At 40.4% G+C, this 20215-nt stretch carries 21 protein-coding genes; 12 read left to right on the top strand and 9 right to left on the bottom strand.

The window, feature by feature from the left end; all coding sequences use genetic code 11:
- Positions 1–11 precede the first annotated feature (11 nt).
- Positions 12–356 (top strand): Rieske (2Fe-2S) protein, encoded by a 345-nt coding sequence (locus tag HUW48_RS03700; RefSeq protein WP_182414391.1) that lies wholly within the window; start codon positions 12–14, stop codon positions 354–356.
- 232 nt (positions 357–588) lie between these two features.
- Here the strand turns inward: HUW48_RS03700 and HUW48_RS03695 are convergent, their stop codons facing one another.
- From HUW48_RS03695 to HUW48_RS03670, 6 genes are all read right to left on the bottom strand, one after another.
- Complete coding sequence (locus HUW48_RS03695) at positions 589–1251, bottom strand: peptidylprolyl isomerase (RefSeq protein ID WP_182414390.1); 663 nt, start codon at positions 1249–1251, stop codon at positions 589–591.
- Positions 1252–1271: 20 nt separating this feature from the next.
- Positions 1272–2213: a hydroxymethylbilane synthase gene (gene hemC, locus HUW48_RS03690; protein ID WP_182414389.1), complete on the bottom strand. Its 942-nt coding sequence runs from the start codon at positions 2211–2213 to the stop codon at positions 1272–1274.
- 12 nt (positions 2214–2225) lie between these two features.
- Positions 2226–3353 carry a DNA polymerase III subunit gene (locus tag HUW48_RS03685; protein WP_182414388.1) on the bottom strand — a complete coding sequence of 376 codons (1128 nt, stop codon included), beginning with the start codon at positions 3351–3353 and terminating at the stop codon, positions 2226–2228.
- 116 nt (positions 3354–3469) lie between these two features.
- On the bottom strand, positions 3470–3661 hold the full coding sequence (locus HUW48_RS03680; RefSeq protein WP_182414387.1) for a hypothetical protein: 192 nt from the start codon (positions 3659–3661) through the stop codon (positions 3470–3472).
- Positions 3662–3963: 302 nt separating this feature from the next.
- Positions 3964–5172: a GlmU family protein gene (locus HUW48_RS03675; RefSeq protein ID WP_182414386.1), complete on the bottom strand. Its 1209-nt coding sequence runs from the start codon at positions 5170–5172 to the stop codon at positions 3964–3966.
- A gap of 68 nt (positions 5173–5240) precedes the next feature.
- Positions 5241–5486, bottom strand: coding sequence for a type B 50S ribosomal protein L31 (locus HUW48_RS03670; protein ID WP_182414385.1), 246 nt, complete (start codon positions 5484–5486; stop codon positions 5241–5243).
- Positions 5487–5677: 191 nt separating this feature from the next.
- Between HUW48_RS03670 and HUW48_RS03665 the strand changes: the two genes are divergently transcribed.
- From HUW48_RS03665 to HUW48_RS03640, 6 genes are all read left to right on the top strand, one after another.
- Positions 5678–6190, top strand: coding sequence for a phosphoribosyltransferase family protein (locus tag HUW48_RS03665; RefSeq protein WP_182414384.1), 513 nt, complete (start codon positions 5678–5680; stop codon positions 6188–6190).
- Between the two features lie 9 nt (positions 6191–6199).
- Positions 6200–6874 carry an alpha/beta hydrolase gene (locus HUW48_RS03660; RefSeq protein ID WP_182414383.1) on the top strand — a complete coding sequence of 225 codons (675 nt, stop codon included), beginning with the start codon at positions 6200–6202 and terminating at the stop codon, positions 6872–6874.
- Between the two features lie 31 nt (positions 6875–6905).
- Positions 6906–7517 (top strand): non-canonical purine NTP diphosphatase, encoded by a 612-nt coding sequence (locus tag HUW48_RS03655; protein WP_182414382.1) that lies wholly within the window; start codon positions 6906–6908, stop codon positions 7515–7517.
- A gap of 209 nt (positions 7518–7726) precedes the next feature.
- Positions 7727–8857 (top strand): tRNA guanosine(34) transglycosylase Tgt, encoded by a 1131-nt coding sequence (gene tgt, locus HUW48_RS03650; RefSeq protein WP_182414381.1) that lies wholly within the window; start codon positions 7727–7729, stop codon positions 8855–8857.
- A gap of 186 nt (positions 8858–9043) precedes the next feature.
- On the top strand, positions 9044–10120 hold the full coding sequence (locus tag HUW48_RS03645; protein ID WP_182414380.1) for an LptF/LptG family permease: 1077 nt from the start codon (positions 9044–9046) through the stop codon (positions 10118–10120).
- 144 nt (positions 10121–10264) lie between these two features.
- Positions 10265–11200 (top strand): DMT family transporter, encoded by a 936-nt coding sequence (locus HUW48_RS03640; protein ID WP_182414379.1) that lies wholly within the window; start codon positions 10265–10267, stop codon positions 11198–11200.
- Here the strand turns inward: HUW48_RS03640 and ispE are convergent.
- Complete coding sequence (gene ispE, locus HUW48_RS03635; RefSeq protein WP_182414378.1) at positions 11153–11965, bottom strand: 4-(cytidine 5'-diphospho)-2-C-methyl-D-erythritol kinase; 813 nt, start codon at positions 11963–11965, stop codon at positions 11153–11155. The genes HUW48_RS03640 and ispE overlap by 48 nt on opposite strands.
- 132 nt (positions 11966–12097) lie before the next feature.
- Here ispE and HUW48_RS03630 point away from each other — a divergent pair, with 132 nt between their 5' ends.
- Positions 12098–13642, top strand: coding sequence for a glycosyltransferase family 39 protein (locus HUW48_RS03630; RefSeq protein WP_182414377.1), 1545 nt, complete (start codon positions 12098–12100; stop codon positions 13640–13642).
- A gap of 70 nt (positions 13643–13712) precedes the next feature.
- Here the strand turns inward: HUW48_RS03630 and HUW48_RS03625 are convergent, their stop codons facing one another.
- A complete protein-coding gene (locus HUW48_RS03625; RefSeq protein WP_182414376.1) occupies positions 13713–14858 on the bottom strand; it encodes a trans-sulfuration enzyme family protein in 1146 nt (381 codons plus the stop codon).
- A gap of 90 nt (positions 14859–14948) precedes the next feature.
- Positions 14949–15659, bottom strand: a complete 711-nt coding sequence (locus HUW48_RS03620) for a carboxypeptidase-like regulatory domain-containing protein (protein ID WP_182414375.1) — start codon at positions 15657–15659, stop codon at positions 14949–14951.
- Positions 15660–15862: 203 nt separating this feature from the next.
- Here HUW48_RS03620 and HUW48_RS03615 point away from each other — a divergent pair, with 203 nt between their 5' ends.
- From HUW48_RS03615 to HUW48_RS03600, 4 genes are all read left to right on the top strand, one after another.
- A complete protein-coding gene (locus HUW48_RS03615; RefSeq protein ID WP_182414374.1) occupies positions 15863–16249 on the top strand; it encodes an ArsR/SmtB family transcription factor in 387 nt (128 codons plus the stop codon).
- A gap of 54 nt (positions 16250–16303) precedes the next feature.
- Positions 16304–17014: a YjjG family noncanonical pyrimidine nucleotidase gene (locus tag HUW48_RS03610; protein ID WP_182414373.1), complete on the top strand. Its 711-nt coding sequence runs from the start codon at positions 16304–16306 to the stop codon at positions 17012–17014.
- Positions 17015–17252: 238 nt separating this feature from the next.
- Positions 17253–18881, top strand: a complete 1629-nt coding sequence (gene pruA, locus HUW48_RS03605) for an L-glutamate gamma-semialdehyde dehydrogenase (protein WP_182414372.1) — start codon at positions 17253–17255, stop codon at positions 18879–18881.
- A 226-nt stretch (positions 18882–19107) separates the two neighbouring features.
- Complete coding sequence (locus tag HUW48_RS03600) at positions 19108–20052, top strand: alpha/beta hydrolase (RefSeq protein WP_182414371.1); 945 nt, start codon at positions 19108–19110, stop codon at positions 20050–20052.
- Positions 20053–20215 lie beyond the last annotated feature (163 nt).

The following is a 20215-nucleotide window of genomic DNA, read 5'->3' as shown; positions in this document are numbered from 1 at the left end:
TGATTTACTGTATGGCCGATCTTCCTCCTACTCAACAACACAAAATATTTGATTCTGTAACTGCCGCCGAACAAGCATTACCATTAGGTAAACCTCAAAAATTATGGGTATCAGGTCAAAAAGAAGCTATTTGCCTGGTGCGGACGCGTAAAGGTATTTTCGCTGTATCCGATGTTTGTCCGCACCTTGGGGAATCATTAAGTAAAGGAACCACCAATTATTTAAACGAAGTAGTATGCCCCTGGCATAGTTACCGCTTTTCTTTATTTAATGGTCAGGAGTGTGATAACCGTACTTCTTATTTGAAAACCTTTTTAGTAGAAATACAGCCAGATGGAATTTACTTAACTTTATAATTGAATGAGCTAAGTATAGGTAAAGAGACACAAGTATCAAGATATTAAACACTAGACTTTTGTGTTGCTAAATATATGGCCACCAATAAAATACTACAACAATCTCGACCTCTAGTATAGTAAATTAATTACTCCCAATTACTTAATAGAAATAAAAAAACTCCCCAAGCACTGTATTAGTCTTAGAGAGTTAGGTATTTATTAAAACCAAAAAGAAAATTTACTAAATTATTCAAGCGGAATACGAATAGCCGTACCGTTTCGTAATTTTCTTCTTTTTAAGTTTTTCTACTTTCATTGTTATCCGGATATCCGATAAAGGAAGATCGCGAGGTCCTTTAGGTTGTTCCGCAATTTTATCAATTACGTCTAAGCCACTAATTACCTGGCCAAAAACAGTGTACTGATTATCCAGATGCGGCGTGCCCACGTGGTTTTCTACAATATAAAATTGCGACCCGCTTGACTCCCGCTTCGGGTTTACAAAGTCTCCTTGCCGGGCAGCAGCTACAGCTCCGCGTACGTGCTTAAACTTTGCATTGAACTCAGCCGGAATCTGATAGCCCACATCGCCGGCACCATCATTGGTTTTATCTTCATCTTTTGAGTTTTTATCACCGCCTTGAATCATAAAATCATCAATTATCCGATGAAAAGTAGTGTTATTGTAAAACCCTTCTTTCGCCAGCTTTAAAAAATTTGCCTTGTGTTGGGGTGTTTCCTCGTAAAGAATTATTACCATATCACCGAACTGCGTGGTAATAGTAACAATCTCATCTTTTTTAGATTTACCTTTTGCTAAACTTTGAGTAAAGCTTAAGCCTAACAGCAAAAGCACTAATACACTCTTATTACTGAAAAATCTTTTAAAAAAGTTAAAATGTAAGAGAGTCATGAAAATACTAGTTTTAATATCTAAGAACGTTCTTTCTTTATGGAAGCCAGAATCTGATCGCCGCCCATAGTTAATATATTTTGTGCCAGTCGCACGCCTAAAGCATCTGCTTCGTGCGGAGGTGCTTGTAAGGTATCGGTTATCATTTGCTGCCCGTCTAAACTCACAATGCCACCCGTAATTTCGACGTGTGCTCCGTGTAAAGTGGCCAGTGCAAACGACGGTATACTACAACCTCCTTCCATGGTGCGCAGAAAAGCGCGTTCTGCGGTTAAGCAAATATGGGTTGGTTCGTGATCTAAACAATTGCGGATGGCCAGCTTTTTAGCTAAGGGTAAATTTTTGGCGCACTCAATGGCAATACTACCTTGTCCGGCGGCCGGTACAAATTTATCTTCGGGTAAAATTTCGGTAATTAAATGGCTGTATTGCATCCGGTAAACCCCGGCGTAGGCGAGTAAAATAGCATCGTACTGCCCGTCTTTTAATTTTTGCAGGCGCGTTTGCAAATTACCCCGGCATTCAGCGGTAATTACATCCGGATAGTAGCGTTTTAACAAGGCCCGCCGGCGCGTAGACGATGTGCCAATTACTATTTGTTCCCGGTCTAAAGTAAAGGTTGAATCAAAAGAAATAACCACATCGTTTACCTTCTCGCGCTCCATAAAAGCCACAATTTCTAAATCGTCAGGTAACGTAGATTGTAAATCTTTGGCACTGTGCACGGCAATATCTACGGTTCCGTTGCGCAAGCTTTCTTCTAATTCTTCTGTAAATACTCCTTTGGCGCCAATTTTATCTAAAGATCGATCGAGTACTAAATCTCCTTTCGTCTGGATTATTTCTATCTCCACGTTATAATGCGCAGCCCGGAGTTTTTCGGCTACGTGGTGGGTTTGCCAAAGTGCCAGGCGGCTACCACGCGTGGCAATGCGAATTGTATTTTCAGCCGGTTCGGGCATTCTATAAATCGTTTAATTCTGTAATTTTAAATAACGGGCAATTTGAATGGAAGAATCAATGAAAACCATTTTGGGGTTAGCATTCCGCTCAATGTGGTAATGCGCCTGGTTTAACTCTTCGGTTAAAAGCGGCGCATTTGCTTCGCGCACAATTTTCGAAAATCTTTGAATAAAATCACTTTCGGTTGGCGGAATAAAAGAAATCAACTCCGGATTAATGCCGTAGAGCAGTACTTTACGTAGGCTACTTAAAGCATAATGCAAAAAGTTTTTCTGGTTTTCGCGGCCCATCTTCTGAAAATCTTCGCTTAACTCTACTACATCACCAAATTTATTGGCGTAACAATGACGCATCCATTTTACAAAAAAATCGAAGTAATCGTTCGTCATTTCGGTGCTAAGCTGCATAGCTACCTGTAAATTGCCCTCGGCCAACAACGTAATTTGTTGCGCCTTTGATTCATCTGCTAAACCCTTCCGGGTAAGATAAGTAATAATTTCTTCGTCGGTAAAAGCGCGTACTTTTACCATTTGGGTTCGGGATAAAATAGTGGCGAGGAGTTTATCTGCACTGTTGGCTACCAGCAAAAAAATAGTGTTAGCTGGTGGTTCTTCCAGGAGCTTTAACAAAGCGTTAGCTGCGGCCGGGTGCATTAATTCGGGTAGCCAAATCAAAATGATTTTAAAGGTGGCTTCAAAGGCCTTCAAAGAAGCAAATTTTACTAATTGCCGGCTCTCGTCTTTCGAAATATTTCCTTGCTTGTTCTCGGCACCAATAAACTGCATCCAATCATTTAGCGTTTGGTACGGATTGGTTAATACAAACTCCCGCCATTCGGTTAAAAATTTTTGACTTAAAACATCTTTTGGCTGCGATTTGGTAGTAGTTACCGGCATTACAAAATTAACATCCGGGTGAATTAGCTTATTTATTTTACTGCAACTGGCGCAAGTACCACAAGCATCGGTGGGTTGTTTGTTTTCGCAATTCAGGTAGGTCGCATAAGCCAAAGCTAAAGCCAAACTAGCACTGCCTCCCGGCCCCACAAACAATTGGGCATGTGCCACGTGTTGGTTTTGCACCGAATTTACCAGTAATTGCTTTGTTTCGTCGTGCCCTTCTATCTCAGAAAAAAACATGCTATTTAGTTATTTGACTATAGATCATAGCCCACAGTTATAGAAAACAAGTTAACTATACTTCACTAGCAAAAGTACACCAGAAATGGATGATTCATCAACTGTAACCTGCGGATTTACTTATTAAATCTTCTTAATCCTAAAATCAGCCTCAAACAAACAGCAATTAAGGCAATCAGAAACATGGCTAACACCAGTGTTTTTACTGGCGGCATCAAAAAAATACTTGCTCCAATAAGTAAGCTGATTAAGCCCATACTTCTTAAGTTATTTCCCACAAAAGTAGCCAGGCCTTTTTTATCTTTCACATTTCTTAATACTAAACCGGGTAAAGATATGGATTCTACTGTCTGCTTTTTTTTGATATGCTGGCCTACCAGCCACAACAGTATGCCGCAGAAACTAAATATTACCATTAAAATAATACCATGAGCTTGCATACTTTTCTATTTTTAACAGTAAAATTATTTATAAATGAACAAGTATTAGTAAACGAATCAGGGGCTTGCTCATTGCATTACTTTCGTCGGTTAAGGAGAATAAAGAATTTATTTAATCTGTTAAATACTGCTAATTAGCCATTTATGGTGATAAGCTACAAGCTTTAAAGTTAAGCTTTTTCCCAGGTACGGTATTCTTTTGTTTGTTCGTATACGTTGCTTAAAATACTTTTTTCAACTTCGTCGAGTACGCGCTGACGCCGTTCCAAAGCACGTGCCGCAGATTCAAAAAATTTGGGTAGCTGGTACGTTTCCATACCAGGAGCACCACCCCAAGTAAACGAAGGAATAAAATTGCGCGGATAACCTGCCCCAAATACATTCGCACTTACCCCTGTTACAGTACCCGTATTAAGCATGGTATTAATACCACATTTGGTATGGTCGCCCATAATAGTTCCGCAAAACTGAAGACCCGTATTTTTCATACCGCCTTTAGCGTAATTCCAGAGCTTTACATCGGCGTAGTTATTTTTCATGTTAGAAGTATTGGTATCGGCCCCTAAATTAACCCATTCACCAAGTACCGAATTACCTAAAAACCCATCGTGGCTTTTATTGGAGTTGCCAAAAATAACTGAATTACTAATTTCGCCGCCTACTTTGCAAAAAGGTCCAATGGTAATATCGCCCCGCATTCTGGCCCCCATATTTAACATACTACCTTCACCCAAAGCAAAAGCACCCCGTATTACAGCACCTTCCTGCACTTCGCAATTCTTACCTAAATAAATGGGCCCGCTTTCTGCATTTAATACCACTGACCGTAACTTTACTCCTTCTTCTAAAAAAATATTTTCGGGCGCATATACCACCGTATGCGGATCTGTTACAGGGCAACTTTGCCGGCCTTTCGTAATTAAATTAAAATCAGCTTTTATTTGTTGGCCATTCCGGGTAAATATTTCCCAAACTTCCTGAATAATGGTTACTTCTTCTTCAAAAGTTTTAGGTACTGCATTGCTGAAATTATAAAAATCAGCTAAAGTTTCAAACACCTGTTCGTTGCCGTGAAAAGCTAATAAAACGTTGTTTTTAAATAACGCTTTACCGGGTTTCAGCTTTTTAAGCGATTTAAGCAAATCGGCGTTTGGACAAACAGCGCCGTTAATGTAAATATTAGCGGTGAGTTCGGCATTGCACGAGTACTTTTTTTGCAGATACGGTTGCGTTAAGTACGAAACAGGTTGACCGGTGAACTTCTGCCATTTTTCGGCGATAGTTAAAATTCCAACGCGTATTTCAGCTACGGGACGGGTAAAAGTAAGTGGCAACAAGTTCGGACGAATGTTCTTATCGTCGAAAAGAATAATGTTCATAGGGCAAAAATAAAAAAGTCTTCCTGAGGTTTCAGGAAGACTTTAACAAATAAAAAGCCAAAAATTCCTTATCTCTTGGCGTAACGTTTCTGGAATTTCTCCACCCGACCGGCAGTATCCACAAAAATGTTTTTACCAGTATAAAATGGGTGCGATGCCGAAGATACCTCTACTTTAATTACCGGGTAGCTTTTACCATCTTCCATGGTAATAGTTTCGTTGGAGGTCATGGTAGAGCGGGTAATAAATTTAAAATCGCTGGATGTATCCTGAAACACTACCTCTCTGTATGTGGGATGAATATCTTTTTTCATTGGTAATTATATATTTATAAAACAAGTTCTTTCAAAAAACAGGATGCAAAAGTACAAAACTTTTGCATATTTCTTGGTAATTTTCCAACTAAATTTTTATAATTAGTATATTTCTTAGTGTTCTAAAGTAGTTCCTTGCGTACTTTCGCATTATATTATTTATTAAAACAAAATACCCAAGTAACAAAGCTATGAGTTTTAGTCCTAGTTCCCGCATTTTAACGCGTCAGGAGATTATGCAAAAAATTAAACGCATGGCTTTTGAGATTTACGAGAAAAACTTTGAAGAATCATCGCTTTATTTAGCTGGCATCCACGAAAACGGCTATAAACTGGCCGAACTGCTAGCTGCAGAATTAGGCCGGATTTCTCCGCTTACTATTCAGTTGTTGGGTATTACTTTAGACAAAATTCATCCATTGAGTCAGCCTATTGTACTAGACCCTGCTAATCCTCACCTGGAAGGACAAGTTGTTATTTTAGTAGACGATGTGCTCAACTCCGGGAAAACCATGGCTTATAGCTTCCAACTGTTTTTAAAAACCGAGGTCAAGAAAGTAGAAACAGCCACGCTCATTAACCGGAATAATACTTTGTACCCAATAACGGTTACTTACACAGGCTTATCCTTGGCTACTACTTTACTGGAACATATTCGGGTAGTTTTAACAGACGACGAGTCCTACGGTGCTTATTTGATTTAGTCTTACACGTTGCAAAAAGAACAGCCCCAAATTTATCTTATCCCCGGCTTAGGGGCAGATGCCCGCATGTTTCAGTTTTTGCAACTAGATGCCGAGAAGTTTAAAATAGTAATTCTGGAATGGCTATCCCCTTACACAAACGAGCCCTTAGCTATGTATGCGTCGCGCATGGCTGCTCAAATAAAAGTTAATACCCAACCAATTATATTAGTAGGAGTTTCGTTTGGCGGTATGATAGCAGTGGAAATAAGTAAATTTTTTTCTACAGCGCATGTAATTTTAATTTCGAGTATTAAAACTCACACCGAATTACCTTTTTACTTACGATTCTTTGGCCAACTGGAAATACATAAATACTTACCATTGCATTGGGCGAAAAAGCTGCCTTGGTTTTATAACTGGGTATTCGGTGCAAAAACCATAAGGGAGAAAAAGCTTCTTAATCAAATTATTCAAGATACGGATATTTCGTTTGTGAAATGGGCGTTTACTGCTATTGCAAACTGGCAAAATCAAACCCGAATTACTAATCTGGTTCATCTGCACGGTGATCAGGACAAAATATTTCCGTTAGCTTACATTAAAGAGCCGGTAGTTTACCCGGGTACTCATTTAATTATCTTTAGTGCGACAAATGAACTAAGTTTGTTTATCACTCAAAAAGCAAATCAAATTTTTTATTAAGTCGATTCACTAACTAAAACTAGCCTCCATTATGCTCACTATTTGTTTTGCCAGCAACAACGCACATAAGCTCGCTGAAATCAGAGAAATTTTGGGCGAACAGTTTGATATTAAAAGTTTAGAAGATATTGGCTGCCGCGAAGAACTCCCCGAAGAACAAACCACTTTAGAAGGCAACTCCCAGCAAAAAGCAGAATATGTATGGCAAAATTACAACGTTAACTGCTTTGCTGACGATACTGGTCTGGAAGTGCTGGCCCTTAATATGGAGCCTGGAGTGTATTCGGCGCGTTATGCTGGGCCGCAGCGGAGCAGCCAGGATAATATTCAATTACTTTTACAAAATCTGGCGGGTAAAGAAAACCGGTCAGCCCAATTCCGGACTTCTATTACTTTAATTTTAGATAATAATTTGTTTCAGTTTGATGGTGTAGTACAAGGTCATATAACAGAAGAACCCAGAGGAAGTCAAGGTTTTGGTTACGACCCGGTATTTATTCCGGAGGGCTACTCCCAAACCTTTGCCGAAATGGATTCTGCTGAAAAAAACCGCATTAGCCACCGGGGCCGGGCAGTACAGCAACTGGCAGAATATTTACAGGCAGCATTAACCAATCCTAAGCCATTAGGCGAAAGACCATAAAGTTGAAAGGTTAGAAAGTTTTCCACTAGCTGAAACTAGCGGAATGGAGGAGAATCTTTTTTAAATAAATCTGCTTTTAAACCTGTCCCTTCCGGCATTGCTCCATTAATTAACCCATTTAGTAATTTGCCTCCATCTTTAAATGGAGGAATTAATTTTATTTAAACATTGGTCTATCGTCTATGGACTGTGGACCATCTACTAAAACAATGACATTTACTTTAACTGCTCACGATAAAGAAACCAAAGCCCGGGCGGGCACGCTTACTACGGATCATGGCGTTATTCAAACGCCAATATTTATGCCGGTTGGTACCGCTGGTACGGTAAAAGCGGTGCACCAGCGCGAAATAAAAGAAGATATTCAAGCCCAAATTATTCTAGGGAATACCTACCATTTGTATTTACGTCCTGGGCTAAATACTTTAGAGCAAGCCGGTGGATTACATAAATTTAACGGCTGGGACAAACCCATTTTAACGGATAGCGGCGGTTACCAGGTTTATTCGCTTTCGGGTACACGCAAAATTGTAGAAGAAGGAGTAAAATTTAAATCCCACATCGACGGCTCCACCCATTTCTTTTCGCCAGAAAACGTGATGGATATCCAGCGTACCATCGGCGCCGATATTATTATGGCGTTTGATGAGTGTACCCCTTACCCTTGCGAGTACAACTATGCCCGTAAATCCATGGACATGACCCACCGTTGGCTGCAACGCTGCTGCGAACGCTTCGATGCTACCGAAGGTAAATACGGTTACGAGCAAAACCTTTTCCCAATTGTACAGGGCAGCACCTATAAAGATCTGCGTCAGAAATCGGCCGAAACAATTGCTTCCTTTAATCGGGCGGGCAATGCCATTGGTGGCTTATCGGTGGGTGAACCAGCCGAAATGATGTACGAAATGACGGAGTTGGTTTGTGACATTTTACCCGCGGACAAGCCTCGATACCTCATGGGCGTAGGCACGCCAGCTAATATACTGGAAAATATTGCCCTAGGTGTAGATATGTTCGATTGCGTACTACCTACCCGTAACGCTCGTAATGGCATGTTATTTACCACTCAAGGTATTATTAACATTCGGAACGAAAAATGGAAAAACGATTTCTCCCCGATTGATGAAACACTTGGAGGCTACGCCAGCACATTTTACACCAAAGCGTATTTACGGCACTTGGTACATAGCGGCGAAATGCTGGGCGCTCAGATTTCCAGCGTCCATAATTTAACTTTTTACCTTTGGCTGGTTAAACAAGCCCGCGAACAGATCCTGGCCGGAACTTTCCGGGCCTGGAAAAATAAAATGGTAAAAGATTTAATGGTGCGGTTGTAGAGTGGTCTACGGTATACATTAAATAGGCCAAAGGTGAACGTTGTTTGATTGCTGAATGGTGGAATTGTTTTTAGGCTTGGCAGGTTTCATATTAATCGTGGAACGTAGTTCGTTATATCTCTAACTTTGCAATTTTCTAACTTTCTAAAAACTTGCAACTTGCAACCCGTAACTTGCAACTAACATATGAAATTATTAGATAAATATATTCTTAAAAAATACCTGAGCACCTTTGTTTTTGTGGTGCTGATATTGGTTGTAATTATCTGCGTGATTGACTTTACGGAAAAAAATGACGATTTTTTAGAAACTAATCCGCCGTTTAAATCTATTATTTTTGATTACTACCTCAACCTTATTCCTTTTTATTCTAACATGCTTAGCCCGATTACGGTGTTTATTGCCACCGTTTTTGTAACGGCTAAGTTGGCTGGTCGTACCGAGATTGTGGCTATTTTAAGCAGCGGCGTAAGTTTCCGGCGCATGTTATGGCCTTACGTAATGGGAGCTATTGTAATCGGAGCTTTTACCTTTGCTATGATCGGGTGGGTTATCCCTAATTCCAACAAAACGCGGGTAGCTTTTGAAGTGAAATACATTAAAAAACCGTACACTTTCGAAGGCCGCAACATTCATTTCAAACTCAATCCCGAATCGTATGCTTACATCGAAAGTTATAATAACACGGCAAACATTGGCTATAAATTTACGCTTGAAACCATTAAAGGCAATGAGTTGCTGGCTAAACTAACTTCTGATGCCATTACCTGGGACGAGAAAAAAAACAAATGGCATTTAGATAATTATGTACTCCGTAAGTTTGAGGGCGATAGGGAAATTACTAAACAATATGGACCAATAGATACCACGCTAAACTTGTTACCCAAAGATTTTGCCAGTACCTACCGCCTGGCCGAAACACTAACTTTACCTGAATTAAACAAGTTCATCAATCAAAAAAAGATGCGGGGTGCCGATGATACGGAAATTTACCTGATTGAAAAATATGAACGGTTTAGTTATCCATTCGCCATTATTATTTTAACAACAATTGGGGTAATTCTAAGCTCCCGGAAAAGGCGTGGTGGTATTGGTCTGCAGGTAGCACTGGGCTTTACGTTGGCCTTTATCTTTATTATTTTTGTTATTATGAGCCGAAGTTTTGCCCAAGTGGGAGATGTCAGTCCTATGTTGGCTTCCTGGATTCCTTCTATCATTTTTACCTTCATCGGCATTATCTTATACAAAACCGTACCCCGCTAATAGTTGCAGGTTTCAAGTTAAAGACACTACATTCAACCACCTGATCTTTAATTACAAACTCGAACCATTACAAAGAATTCTAATAATCCAACCACCAAATAATATCCATCTGTGGTCTATGGACCGTGGACTATAGACTAATTTATGGCTTCGTTTAAGCATTATTTAGAGCTGCACTTCATCGTTTTCGTGTGGGGCTTCACTGCTATTTTAGGTAAATTAATTTCTATTCCTGCTGTAGAACTGGTTTTTCTCCGCACTTTTATTGCTACAGTGGCCCTAGCTTTAATTATAAAATTTACGGGTAAATCGTTCCGGATTGGCCGGGGGCCAATGATAAAAATTATTGGCGTAGGAATGCTCATTTCTGGTCATTGGATGCTCTTTTTTGCTTCGGCGCGGGTAGCTTCGGTTTCTATTTGCTTAGCCGGTATGGCAACCAGTAGTCTATGGACGGCTATTTTAGAACCAATATTTTACCGTAAAAAAATTAAACCGCACGAAATTGGTTTAGCCTTACTCATCTTTATAGGCTTGTACCTAATTTTTCAGTTTGAGTTTGATCATGCTTTGGGTATTTTAATGGGAGTAGGCTCGGCAATGTTAGGGGCAACATTTTCCATTATAAATAGCCGGTTAACGCGTAAATATTCGCCTCTTAATATTACGTGTTACGAAATGGCTGGTGCCTGTTTAGGAACCGCTTTATTTATACCCATTTACCAACTTTTTCTTAGTCCGGATCATGCCGTACATTTTACTTTAACCTTGCTGGATTGGGTTTACTTGTTAACGCTGGCCTTGGTATGTACCGTTTATCCGTTTACCGGCTCTGTACGGTTAATGCAACAAATTCCTATTTTTAATATGAACCTAAGTATTAACCTGGAACCAGTTTACGGAATTGTATTTGCCTATTTTATTTTCGGCGAAAGCGAACACATGTCCGGTGGTTTTTACTTAGGCGCTCTTATTATTTTGTTCAGCGTGTTTGTACACCCCATTCTGGACAGGCGATACGAAAGCCGGCAACTACAAAGTGCCTTGCCAAATGGGATAGGTGGTGCCGGGCATAGTTAACTTTTGAGAGAAATCCGGCGAAAAAATACCAAATACAGCTGAACCTGAACCTGTCATGCTGGCATATAGCGCACCTTTTTGGTATAAATAACTTTTTAACTGTGGCAAAACCGGATAGCTTGGAAACAAGGCTTGCTCAAAATCATTTTTTACCCGGTTTTTCCACGAAGAAACAGGTTGTTGTAGTACGCTTCGCAGGTCTTCTACTGGAATTTGCGGTATTACTTTTTGGTAAGCTTCGGCCGTGGTAATATGTAAATCCGGATAAATAAGTACTATTTGATAGCCACTTAAATTTAAATCGAGCGGTTCAAAAATATCGCCTTTTTCTACAGCAAAAATTGGTTTATTCTGAATAAAAAAAGCGCAGTCGCTTCCTAAAGAACGCGCGTAGTTCTCTAAATCGGATACGGCTATTTTCAGCGTAAATAAATCATTTATTAATTTTAAAGTAAAAGCTGCATCGGCAGAGCCCCCTCCCATGCCAGCACCAATAGGTATATTTTTGTGTAAATGGATATGTACCGAGGGCAAAGTAAAATCCTGACGTAGCAATTCGTACGCTTTCAGGCACAGATTTTTATTTGCTTCGCCCGGAATAGAAAGGCCGGAAGAAGTAAAACGTGTTTCATCGGCTGGCACTATTTCTAAAGCATCGCACCAATTAACCGGATAAAAACACGATTCCAGGTTCCGGAAACCATCGGGTCGGCGACTGACTACGTGCAAACCTATATTTATTTTAGCGTTCGGGAAAACAATCATCAACAGAAATTTTATTAGACTGCCAAATTACAAAAATTTAAATGGGACTACTCCGTTTTAGGTAGCCACCACTATTTGTGTTACTTTTTAAAGTAAATTTTAGATATTAGTAAACAACCTACGGCCTGCCCTATGTTTACGAAAACCGACCAACTTTTCCGGCCTATCCTCCTGTTTCTGGTAATTTTTAAATTTACGTTAGCTTTTTTTTCGGTACATCCGGCTTACCAATTACAACGCGACGAGTATTTGTATTTAGATGAAGCAAACCACCTGGCATGGGGATTTGTGGAAGTACCACCCGCCTTGGCCGTACAAGCTTGGATTACAAAAGCCCTCGGCAATTATTGGTTTCTGGTTAGGTTCTGGCCCGCTTTGTTTGGGGCTATAACTATGTGGGTAATTGGCTTAACGGTAAAGCGGCTAGGCGGCAGTAGTTTTGCCTTGGCATTGGTTGGAATTGGCTTTTTAGCTTCGGCCTATTTACGAATTAATATTTTATTTCAGCCGAACGCGCTTGAGTTTTTGTTTTGGTCCGTTTATCTTTACTTGTTAATCTGCTATATTCAGCAACCTAAAGCTTCTTATCTGTACCTTCTAGGAGTAGCTATTGGGTTAGGTTTGCTCAATAAATATTCCGTTATCTTCTTCTTAGCGGGTACTTGTCTAGCGCTGCTGCTTTCGCCCCAACGAACTATATTCCGGCAAAAGCATTTCTACGGAGCCCTTCTTATTGCTGTAATAATATTATTACCAAATTTAATCTGGCAAGTGCAGCATAATATCCCCTTTTGGCAGCACATGCAAGAATTAAAGAAAACGCAATTAGATCTGGTAAAACCCAAAGATTTCCTGCTGGATCAATTACTAATGAATTTTCCGGCCTTGTTTATCTGGTTAGCCGGTTTACTAGCTTTATTTTTTACTAAATGGGCTCGTCCTTACCGTTTAATTGGGTGGATCTACTTAAGCGTGATCGCTATTTTTCTCTTGTTACACGGCAAAAGCTACTATGCTCTGGGGTTGTATCCTATTTTATTAGCTTTTGGCGGGGTAGCTTGGGAACAACTTTTAACGCAAAAATGGCAAAGGCAGTTAAAGCCCGTTCTTTTACTTTTACCTCTGATTTTAGTGGCTCCTTTGGTGCCTTTACTCCTTCCTATTTTATCGCCTAAGGCTACTGCCCAATATTGTCAAAAGTTTAAAGCTACTGGTATTTTACGCTGGGAAGATGGTCAGGATCATTTATTGCCTCAGGATTATGCCGATATGCTCGGCTGGTCGGAAATGGCCAGATTAGTGCGAAAAGCTTACACTACCATTCCAATGGCGGAACGGGCTGAAACAATTATTTGGTGCGATAATTACGGCGAAGCTGGGGCAGTAAATTTTTATAATTTGCCTTATAACTTGCCACGGGCTCACAGCACTAGTGCCAGCTATGCGCTTTGGTTTCCCCCGTTGGTAAATCCGAAAATATTGATTTTAGTAAGTGAGAATGCCCCTACCGAGTTACAAGCTCATTTTAAATCTGTTCAGATAATTGGCCGTTTAAATAATCCTTTGTATCGCGAAAACAATACTCATGTAAGTATTTTACGCCAGCCAAATGCTACAATTCTCCAAAGCTGGAATGCCGAAATTACCGCAGAAAAGCAAAAATTTGGCGTAAAATAGTAAAATCGCTAAGCTTATTTACTAAATCTGATTTTCCGTTACAACCTGATACTTCTTTAAAACAAGAAATTTAAATAACTGCTAAAGCCGTGTCTAACTCCTGAATTAAATCTTCGGCTTCTTCTATTCCTACCGACAAACGAATAAGACCCAAGGTAATACCTAATTTTTCCTGTTGTTCCGGGCTAAAAGAACGGTGAGAAGTTTTGAGTGGGTGCGAGATAGACGTAGTAACTCCCGCTAATGAAGGAGCAAACGGAATATTAGGTAATGCTTGCATAAAAGCATTTACTTTTTCCAGTTCATCACTTATCTGAAAAGATAACATTCCTCCGAATAAGCCATTCCCCTGCTGTTGGGCTAACGCATGCTGCGGATGATTTTCGAGGCCCGGGTAATAAATGCGCCGCACCTTAGGGTGTTGACTTAAGAACCGGGCAATTTTCAAAGCATTGGAATTATGTTGCTTAATCCGAAGTCTTAAGGTTTTTAATCCCCGAGCGGCCAACCACGAATCAAAAGGGCTAAGATTTAAGCCGTAATACATTACAATTTGCCGGATACGTTTCGTGTTCTCCTCCCCTTTAGCTACTATTACACCGGCCGTTACATCGCTGTGGCCGGCTAAATACTTGGTAACACTGTGCATTACTAAATCAGCGCCTAACTCCAGAGGGCGCGTAATTACCGGTGACGCAAATGTATTATCAATTATTAATTTTAGCTGATGTTCCCGGCAAAGAGCTGCCATTCGGGCAATATCTAATACCGTTAAAAGAGGATTGCTAATGGTTTCGGCGAGCAAAGCTTTTGTGTTCTCCTGCACGAAGGAGCTTAACTCGTAGGTTTGCTCGGTAGGCACAAAAGTCACCGTAATGCCCAAGCGTTTTAATTCCTGCGCTAATAAGGTAGCTGAACCACCGTAAATTTCTTCGGCACAAAGTACGTGGTCGCCGGCCTGGCAAAAAGTAAGTATGGCTGTTAAAATAGCCGACATGCCCGAAGAAGTTACCACTGCCCCATCGCCTTTTTCCAGTTTATTTACCTCGGCAGCCAGTTCATCCGAATTTGGATTGCCAAACCGGCTGTACATGTAATGTTGCCCCGGCTGATCATAATAGGCTTCTAATTCATTTAAATCGTTGAAAGTAAAAACCGAAGTTTGATAAATAGGTGTTACTTTAGGTTTAATAGGAGCGTGTTCGTGAGCCGACATAAATATTATTTTGGCGAAGAGATAAACAAAAGATGATATAAGTTCAAATAAAACTTTACTAAAGATAAAAACTAAGAATTAACTAACCTCTCAATCATCTTTATACTTGCGTTTTAAATCGCCCTTTTTAATTTGCTGAATAAGTTGCCCCCAGGCAAATGGATTGAGGAGCGGGTTGTTATTATATTGATTCGGCATGGATTGCTTATTTAAATACATGTTCTGCATATCCATGGTGTGCCGAAAATTAGCCGATGGCCCAATAGCCGTATTATCAAATATGCGGGCCATTAATTGTTCATTCAGGTTCTTTTCGGCCGCTGTTTTTTGCTCATCGGGCACGCGTAAAGCCAGAAAAGCTTTTTTAAATAATTCTTCGGTAGGATATGGGAAAACGCGTACTTCGGGCAATAACGTAGCATCTTCTTTTAACTCCAACACTACTGAGTAACTTTGCTTATTGTAATTGCGCGGAATGATTACCGTTAGATGTTTGTAACCTAGGGCTCGCACTACCACGCTATCGCCGGCTAATACCGGCATCGAAAAATAACCGTAATCGTTGGTAACGGTACCCCGGCCGGCTTTGGGCACATAAACAGTAACTCCCGGCACACCATATAAACTATCGCCGCTAGCCACAATACCCGATAATTGCACAACCACAGATTTGCCTTGTGCCGCCGCTTTTTCTGGAGTAAATAATCCTAAACCACCCAGTAAGCAAAAAAATAAAAGTTTTAAAGAGCAACTTAAAAAACGAGTTCTAAAGAGGTAATAAGGTAACATATCTACGTTCATTCTTTACAAGTATACTATTTTTCTGTCGGTAATCAGATAATACCCTACATTTATAGATAGTAAATTTTAAAATTTTTAAGGCTTTACTGATTCATTTAAAATCAATCTGCCACTTATTTTTGTTGTACTGCAATTGATATTTAAAACAAAATTATTTTTTATTTTTTACATTTTACCACATCCATAATCTCATATTAACGCAAATGCGGCTGAAACATTTTAACGTAAGCTTCGGCGAACAAGTATTTAAAGCGCTTGGCGACGAGTCGCGGCTGCGAATTTTATATCTAATTTTTAAAAACTCCGAAATGTGTATTTCAGACATTGAGCAGGTTTTAGATTTTACGCAAACCAAAACTTCCCGTCATTTGTCTTATTTAAAACTTTCGGGTTTAGTAGCCTTCAAGCGGATCGACAATTGGGTATATTATTACCTGCGCGACGAAACCGCCGACTTATTGCACACTATTTTTAATTACCTGGAAAAAGACGAATTGTTACTAAAAGACCAGGAAACTTACCGCGTTCTATACTCAAACCGCGAATTAGCCGTAAATAAATTACACAATCGTAAGTGGATGCCTCAGTAAACAGATGCAAATAAAATCCAGTCGGTTGCTTACCAACTCTATTAAAGTATTTTTGTGAAATTCTTTCCATTAAAAACCTACAAACACCTCTTTTTCGACCTGGACCATACGCTCTGGGATTTCGAGAAAAATGCTGAAGAAACTATTCTGGTACTGTACAACCAGTTTGAGTTGGCTAAGTTCGGCCAGTTTTCTTCTACTGACTTTTACAAAAAATACAGTTATATCAATCACCGCATGTGGCGACAATACCACGAAGGTAAAATTACCCAGCAAGAACTACGCGTAAACCGTTTTGAACAAACTTTACTAAAACTCGGCCTAACTCCGGAGCAAATTCCGGTTGGTTTACCCGAAGCTTTTACTACGCTTTGTCCTCAAAAAACGGCCGTTTTCCCGTACACGTACCAGGTTCTGAACTATCTGCAAAAAAAATATACGCTGCATATTATTACCAATGGGTTTAAAGATGTGCAAAAAATAAAAATGGCATCTTCGGATCTGCACGGGTATTTCACCGAAGTTATTACCTCGGAGTGTATTAACTGTAGCAAACCCGACCGGAAAATATTTGAACACGCGCTTAACCGGGCGAATGTAAAAGCAGTCGATAGCCTTATGATTGGGGATAGCCTGGAAGCGGATATACTAGGGGCCAAAAACGCGGGCATTGATCAGATATACTTTAACCCGGCAAAAAAACGCCATTACCAAAAAGTAACTTACGAAATCAGCTGCCTCAGCGAACTGATGCGGGTGCTGTGAGTGGTAGGTTGAAAGGTCATTAATTTTAAAAGTTATAAGGTTGTAAGGTTATCTGATACGGGTAGCTTGTTTCTTTTGCTTATCATTTGGTCTGGGAAGAAACTCGCTGAATAGTAAACAACAGGCCAGATCTTCGCGTTAGTACATAATCTATCTATTAATTCAACAATTTAATAGTTCAACAATTTAACTTTGCAGCTTTCCAATCGATAACCTGCAACTAAAAAACTAAAAGACCATGTCTGGATTTTATAAAGTACCTCTGCCGGTAAACGAACCCGTTAAAAGTTATGCACCAGGTTCGCCGGAAAGAAAAGAACTTCAACAAACGTATATAGAGCTGAAAGAACAGCAATTAGATATACCTATGTACATTGGTAATCAGGAAGTGCGGAGCGGTAACAAACAACCACTTACCATGCCTCATGATCACCAGCACGTTTTAGGTTATTTTCACGAAGGTGATGCCAGCCACGTTACCCAAGCCATTGAGGCTGCTTTAGCTGCCCGGGAACAATGGGCAAATACTCCCTGGCAAAGCCGGGCGGCCATATTTTTAAAAGCGGCCGAATTACTCGCCGGACCTTGGCGGGCACGTTTAAATGCGGCTACTATGATAGGACAATCTAAAAATGCCTACCAAGCCGAAATTGATTCTGCCTGCGAAATGATCGATTTTCTGCGGTTTAATGCAAAGTTTATGACGGAGATTTACGCGCAGCAACCCGAATCCAGCCCAGGAGTTTGGAACCGCCTAGAACACCGCCCATTGGAAGGTTTCGTGTTTGCTTTAACTCCCTTTAATTTTACGGCAATCTCCGGCAATTTACTGGCTTCTCCTGCCATGATGGGTAACGTTGTGGTTTGGAAGCCCGCTTACACCCAAATTTACGCCGCTCAGTTTTTGATGCGCTTATTCCAGGCCGCCGGCTTACCCGATGGCGTTATTAATCTAATCTACGTTGATGGTCCGGTTGCCGGCGAGGTAATTTTCAGTCATCGCCATTTTGCGGGTATTCATTTTACCGGTTCAACTGCCGTTTTTAATAATATCTGGAAAACCATTGGCAACAACCTGCATTTGTACCGCGGCTACCCGCGCATTGTCGGCGAAACTGGTGGTAAAGATTTTATTGTGGCGCACCCTTCTGCCGATGCCAAAGAAGTAGCGGTAGGAATTTCGCGCGGGGCTTTTGAGTTCCAGGGCCAGAAATGCTCAGCCGCTTCCCGGGCTTATATTCCGGCAAATCTTTGGCAAGAAGTAAAGCAATCTGTAATCGAAGATTTGAAATCCTTTAAAATGGGTTCGCCGGAAGATTTTAGTAATTTTATAAATGCTGTTATTGATGAAAAATCATTTAATAAAATTACCAAATACATTGAAGCCGCTAAAAATGACCCGGAAGTAGAAGTTATTGCCGGTGGTAATTTCGATAAATCGGTAGGTTATTTTATTGAGCCTACGGTGTTGTTGGTAAAAGACCCGGCTTATGTAACCATGTGCGAAGAAATATTTGGTCCGGTTATTACTATTTACGTGTACCAGGAAGCTGAATTTGAAGAAATACTGGAAATAGTAAATACTACCTCGCCTTATGCGTTAACGGGTTCTATATTTGCCCGTGACCGTTACGCTATTGACCTGGCGACAAATAAATTACTGCACGCTGCCGGTAATTTTTATATCAACGACAAGCCAACCGGCGCTGTTGTAGGTCAACAGCCTTTTGGCGGTGCTCGGGCTTCCGGCACCAACGATAAGGCGGGTTCTGTATTTAACCTTATCCGCTGGACTTCTACCCGCACTATAAAAGAAACTTTTGTGCCCGCAGTTGATTACCAGTATCCGTTTTTGCAACCAGAATAATTAGCAATATCCGCCCCGGTTGTTTCTACTACCGGGGCTTCTTGTTTTTAATTAAATTCAAATTTTAAAATCAAGAATAGTATTAAAATTTAAAGCTCTAAATATTTTAATTGCTTATATAAAATCCGGATAGTCATCTTTATAATACTTGTAGTGATTATTACAATAAGAAAATAAATTGCTGTAGCTTTAACGAAAACTTAACTTTGTGTTCTGCTAGTTGCCCATGAAAAAAGTAGCTATTCTCCTGTTTACACTTTTTAGCCTGAATTTAAGTCCGGCCTTTGCCCAAACCAAACCTATGGAACTTCCCTTGTACGAAGGCAATATCCCTAATGCCAAACCTGGCCCTAACGAAGAAAAAACAGAAACAGATGGTATTTTGCGCATCAGCCTGGTTCGTAATCCTACGCTTACAGCTTATTTACCTTCAAAAGACAAAGCTACCGGCGCGGCTGTAGTTATTTGCCCGGGAGGCGGCTACGGAATTATAGCGGCTGGTCACGAAGGGGTAGATGTTGCCCGGAGATTGAATGAAAAAGGAATTGCTGCTTTCGTGGTAAAATACCGCTTGCCCAGCTCTAAAACTTCTACTAACCCCGAAATAGCGCCTTTACAAGATGCACAGCAAGCCATCCGGGTAGTGCGCAAACGGGCTACTGAATGGCAGGTAGACCCTAAGCGGATAGGTATTATGGGATTTTCGGCCGGTGGTCACCTGGCCTCTACCGCGGGCACGCATTTTCAAAAAGCAGTTACTCCAAACCCCGATAACATTTCGGTACGCCCAGATTTTATGGTTTTAGTTTACCCGGTTATTAGCAGCCAGCCTGGGGTAATTCATCAGGGTTCATTTGATAATTTGTTGGGCAAAAATGCTTCTCCGGAAAAATTAAAAGAATACTCCAACGAGCAACAAATTACAGCTCAAACTCCTCCTACCTTTTTAATTCATGCTTCTGACGATAAAGTAGTACCGCCAGACAATAGTATCTTGTTTTACCAGGCTTTACATAAGCTTGGTATAAATACCGAACTGCATATTTATCCAAAAGGTGGTCACGGTTTTGGTCTGAAAAATCCTACTACGCCGGATGATTGGTTCGAGCGCTTTATAAATTGGATGGTAGCGAGTAATTTACTTAAAAATACCGCTCCAGTTAGTAAATAAAATAATCCAGCTATCAACAATAGCTTTACTTATATAGGTTTCTGCTTGCCGGCTATTTTTACTATTTACCAAAATAAGTCATTTTGATTCTTAAACTTTCTGAAAGGTGTGTCCTTAACAAATGCTGCTTTGTTTGAATCTTTATGATTAATGCGTACTTTTG

The sequence above is a fragment of the Adhaeribacter radiodurans genome, from assembly GCF_014075995.1.
In the GTDB taxonomy this organism is placed as follows: domain Bacteria; phylum Bacteroidota; class Bacteroidia; order Cytophagales; family Hymenobacteraceae; genus Adhaeribacter; species Adhaeribacter radiodurans.
This window is presented reverse-complemented; position numbering and strand designations above follow the sequence as displayed.

Bases quoted from the DNA above. Each gene is read 5' to 3' on its own strand.
- HUW48_RS03700 (WP_182414391.1), top strand. From the start codon at position 12: ATGGCCGATCTTCCTCCTACTCAACAACACAAAATATTTGATTCTGTA.
- HUW48_RS03695 (WP_182414390.1), bottom strand. From the start codon at position 1,251: ATGACTCTCTTACATTTTAACTTTTTTAAAAGATTTTTCAGTAATAAG.
- hemC (WP_182414389.1), bottom strand. From the start codon at position 2,213: ATGCCCGAACCGGCTGAAAATACAATTCGCATTGCCACGCGTGGTAGC.
- HUW48_RS03685 (WP_182414388.1), bottom strand. From the start codon at position 3,353: ATGTTTTTTTCTGAGATAGAAGGGCACGACGAAACAAAGCAATTACTG.
- HUW48_RS03675 (WP_182414386.1), bottom strand. From the start codon at position 5,172: ATGAACATTATTCTTTTCGACGATAAGAACATTCGTCCGAACTTGTTG.
- HUW48_RS03670 (WP_182414385.1), bottom strand. From the start codon at position 5,486: ATGAAAAAAGATATTCATCCCACATACAGAGAGGTAGTGTTTCAGGAT.
- HUW48_RS03665 (WP_182414384.1), top strand. From the start codon at position 5,678: ATGAGTTTTAGTCCTAGTTCCCGCATTTTAACGCGTCAGGAGATTATG.
- HUW48_RS03655 (WP_182414382.1), top strand. From the start codon at position 6,906: ATGCTCACTATTTGTTTTGCCAGCAACAACGCACATAAGCTCGCTGAA.
- tgt (WP_182414381.1), top strand. From the start codon at position 7,727: ATGACATTTACTTTAACTGCTCACGATAAAGAAACCAAAGCCCGGGCG.
- HUW48_RS03645 (WP_182414380.1), top strand. From the start codon at position 9,044: ATGAAATTATTAGATAAATATATTCTTAAAAAATACCTGAGCACCTTT.
- HUW48_RS03640 (WP_182414379.1), top strand. From the start codon at position 10,265: ATGGCTTCGTTTAAGCATTATTTAGAGCTGCACTTCATCGTTTTCGTG.
- ispE (WP_182414378.1), bottom strand. From the start codon at position 11,965: ATGATTGTTTTCCCGAACGCTAAAATAAATATAGGTTTGCACGTAGTC.
- HUW48_RS03630 (WP_182414377.1), top strand. From the start codon at position 12,098: ATGTTTACGAAAACCGACCAACTTTTCCGGCCTATCCTCCTGTTTCTG.
- HUW48_RS03625 (WP_182414376.1), bottom strand. From the start codon at position 14,858: ATGTCGGCTCACGAACACGCTCCTATTAAACCTAAAGTAACACCTATT.
- HUW48_RS03620 (WP_182414375.1), bottom strand. From the start codon at position 15,659: ATGAACGTAGATATGTTACCTTATTACCTCTTTAGAACTCGTTTTTTA.
- HUW48_RS03615 (WP_182414374.1), top strand. From the start codon at position 15,863: ATGCGGCTGAAACATTTTAACGTAAGCTTCGGCGAACAAGTATTTAAA.
- pruA (WP_182414372.1), top strand. From the start codon at position 17,253: ATGTCTGGATTTTATAAAGTACCTCTGCCGGTAAACGAACCCGTTAAA.
- HUW48_RS03600 (WP_182414371.1), top strand. From the start codon at position 19,108: ATGAAAAAAGTAGCTATTCTCCTGTTTACACTTTTTAGCCTGAATTTA.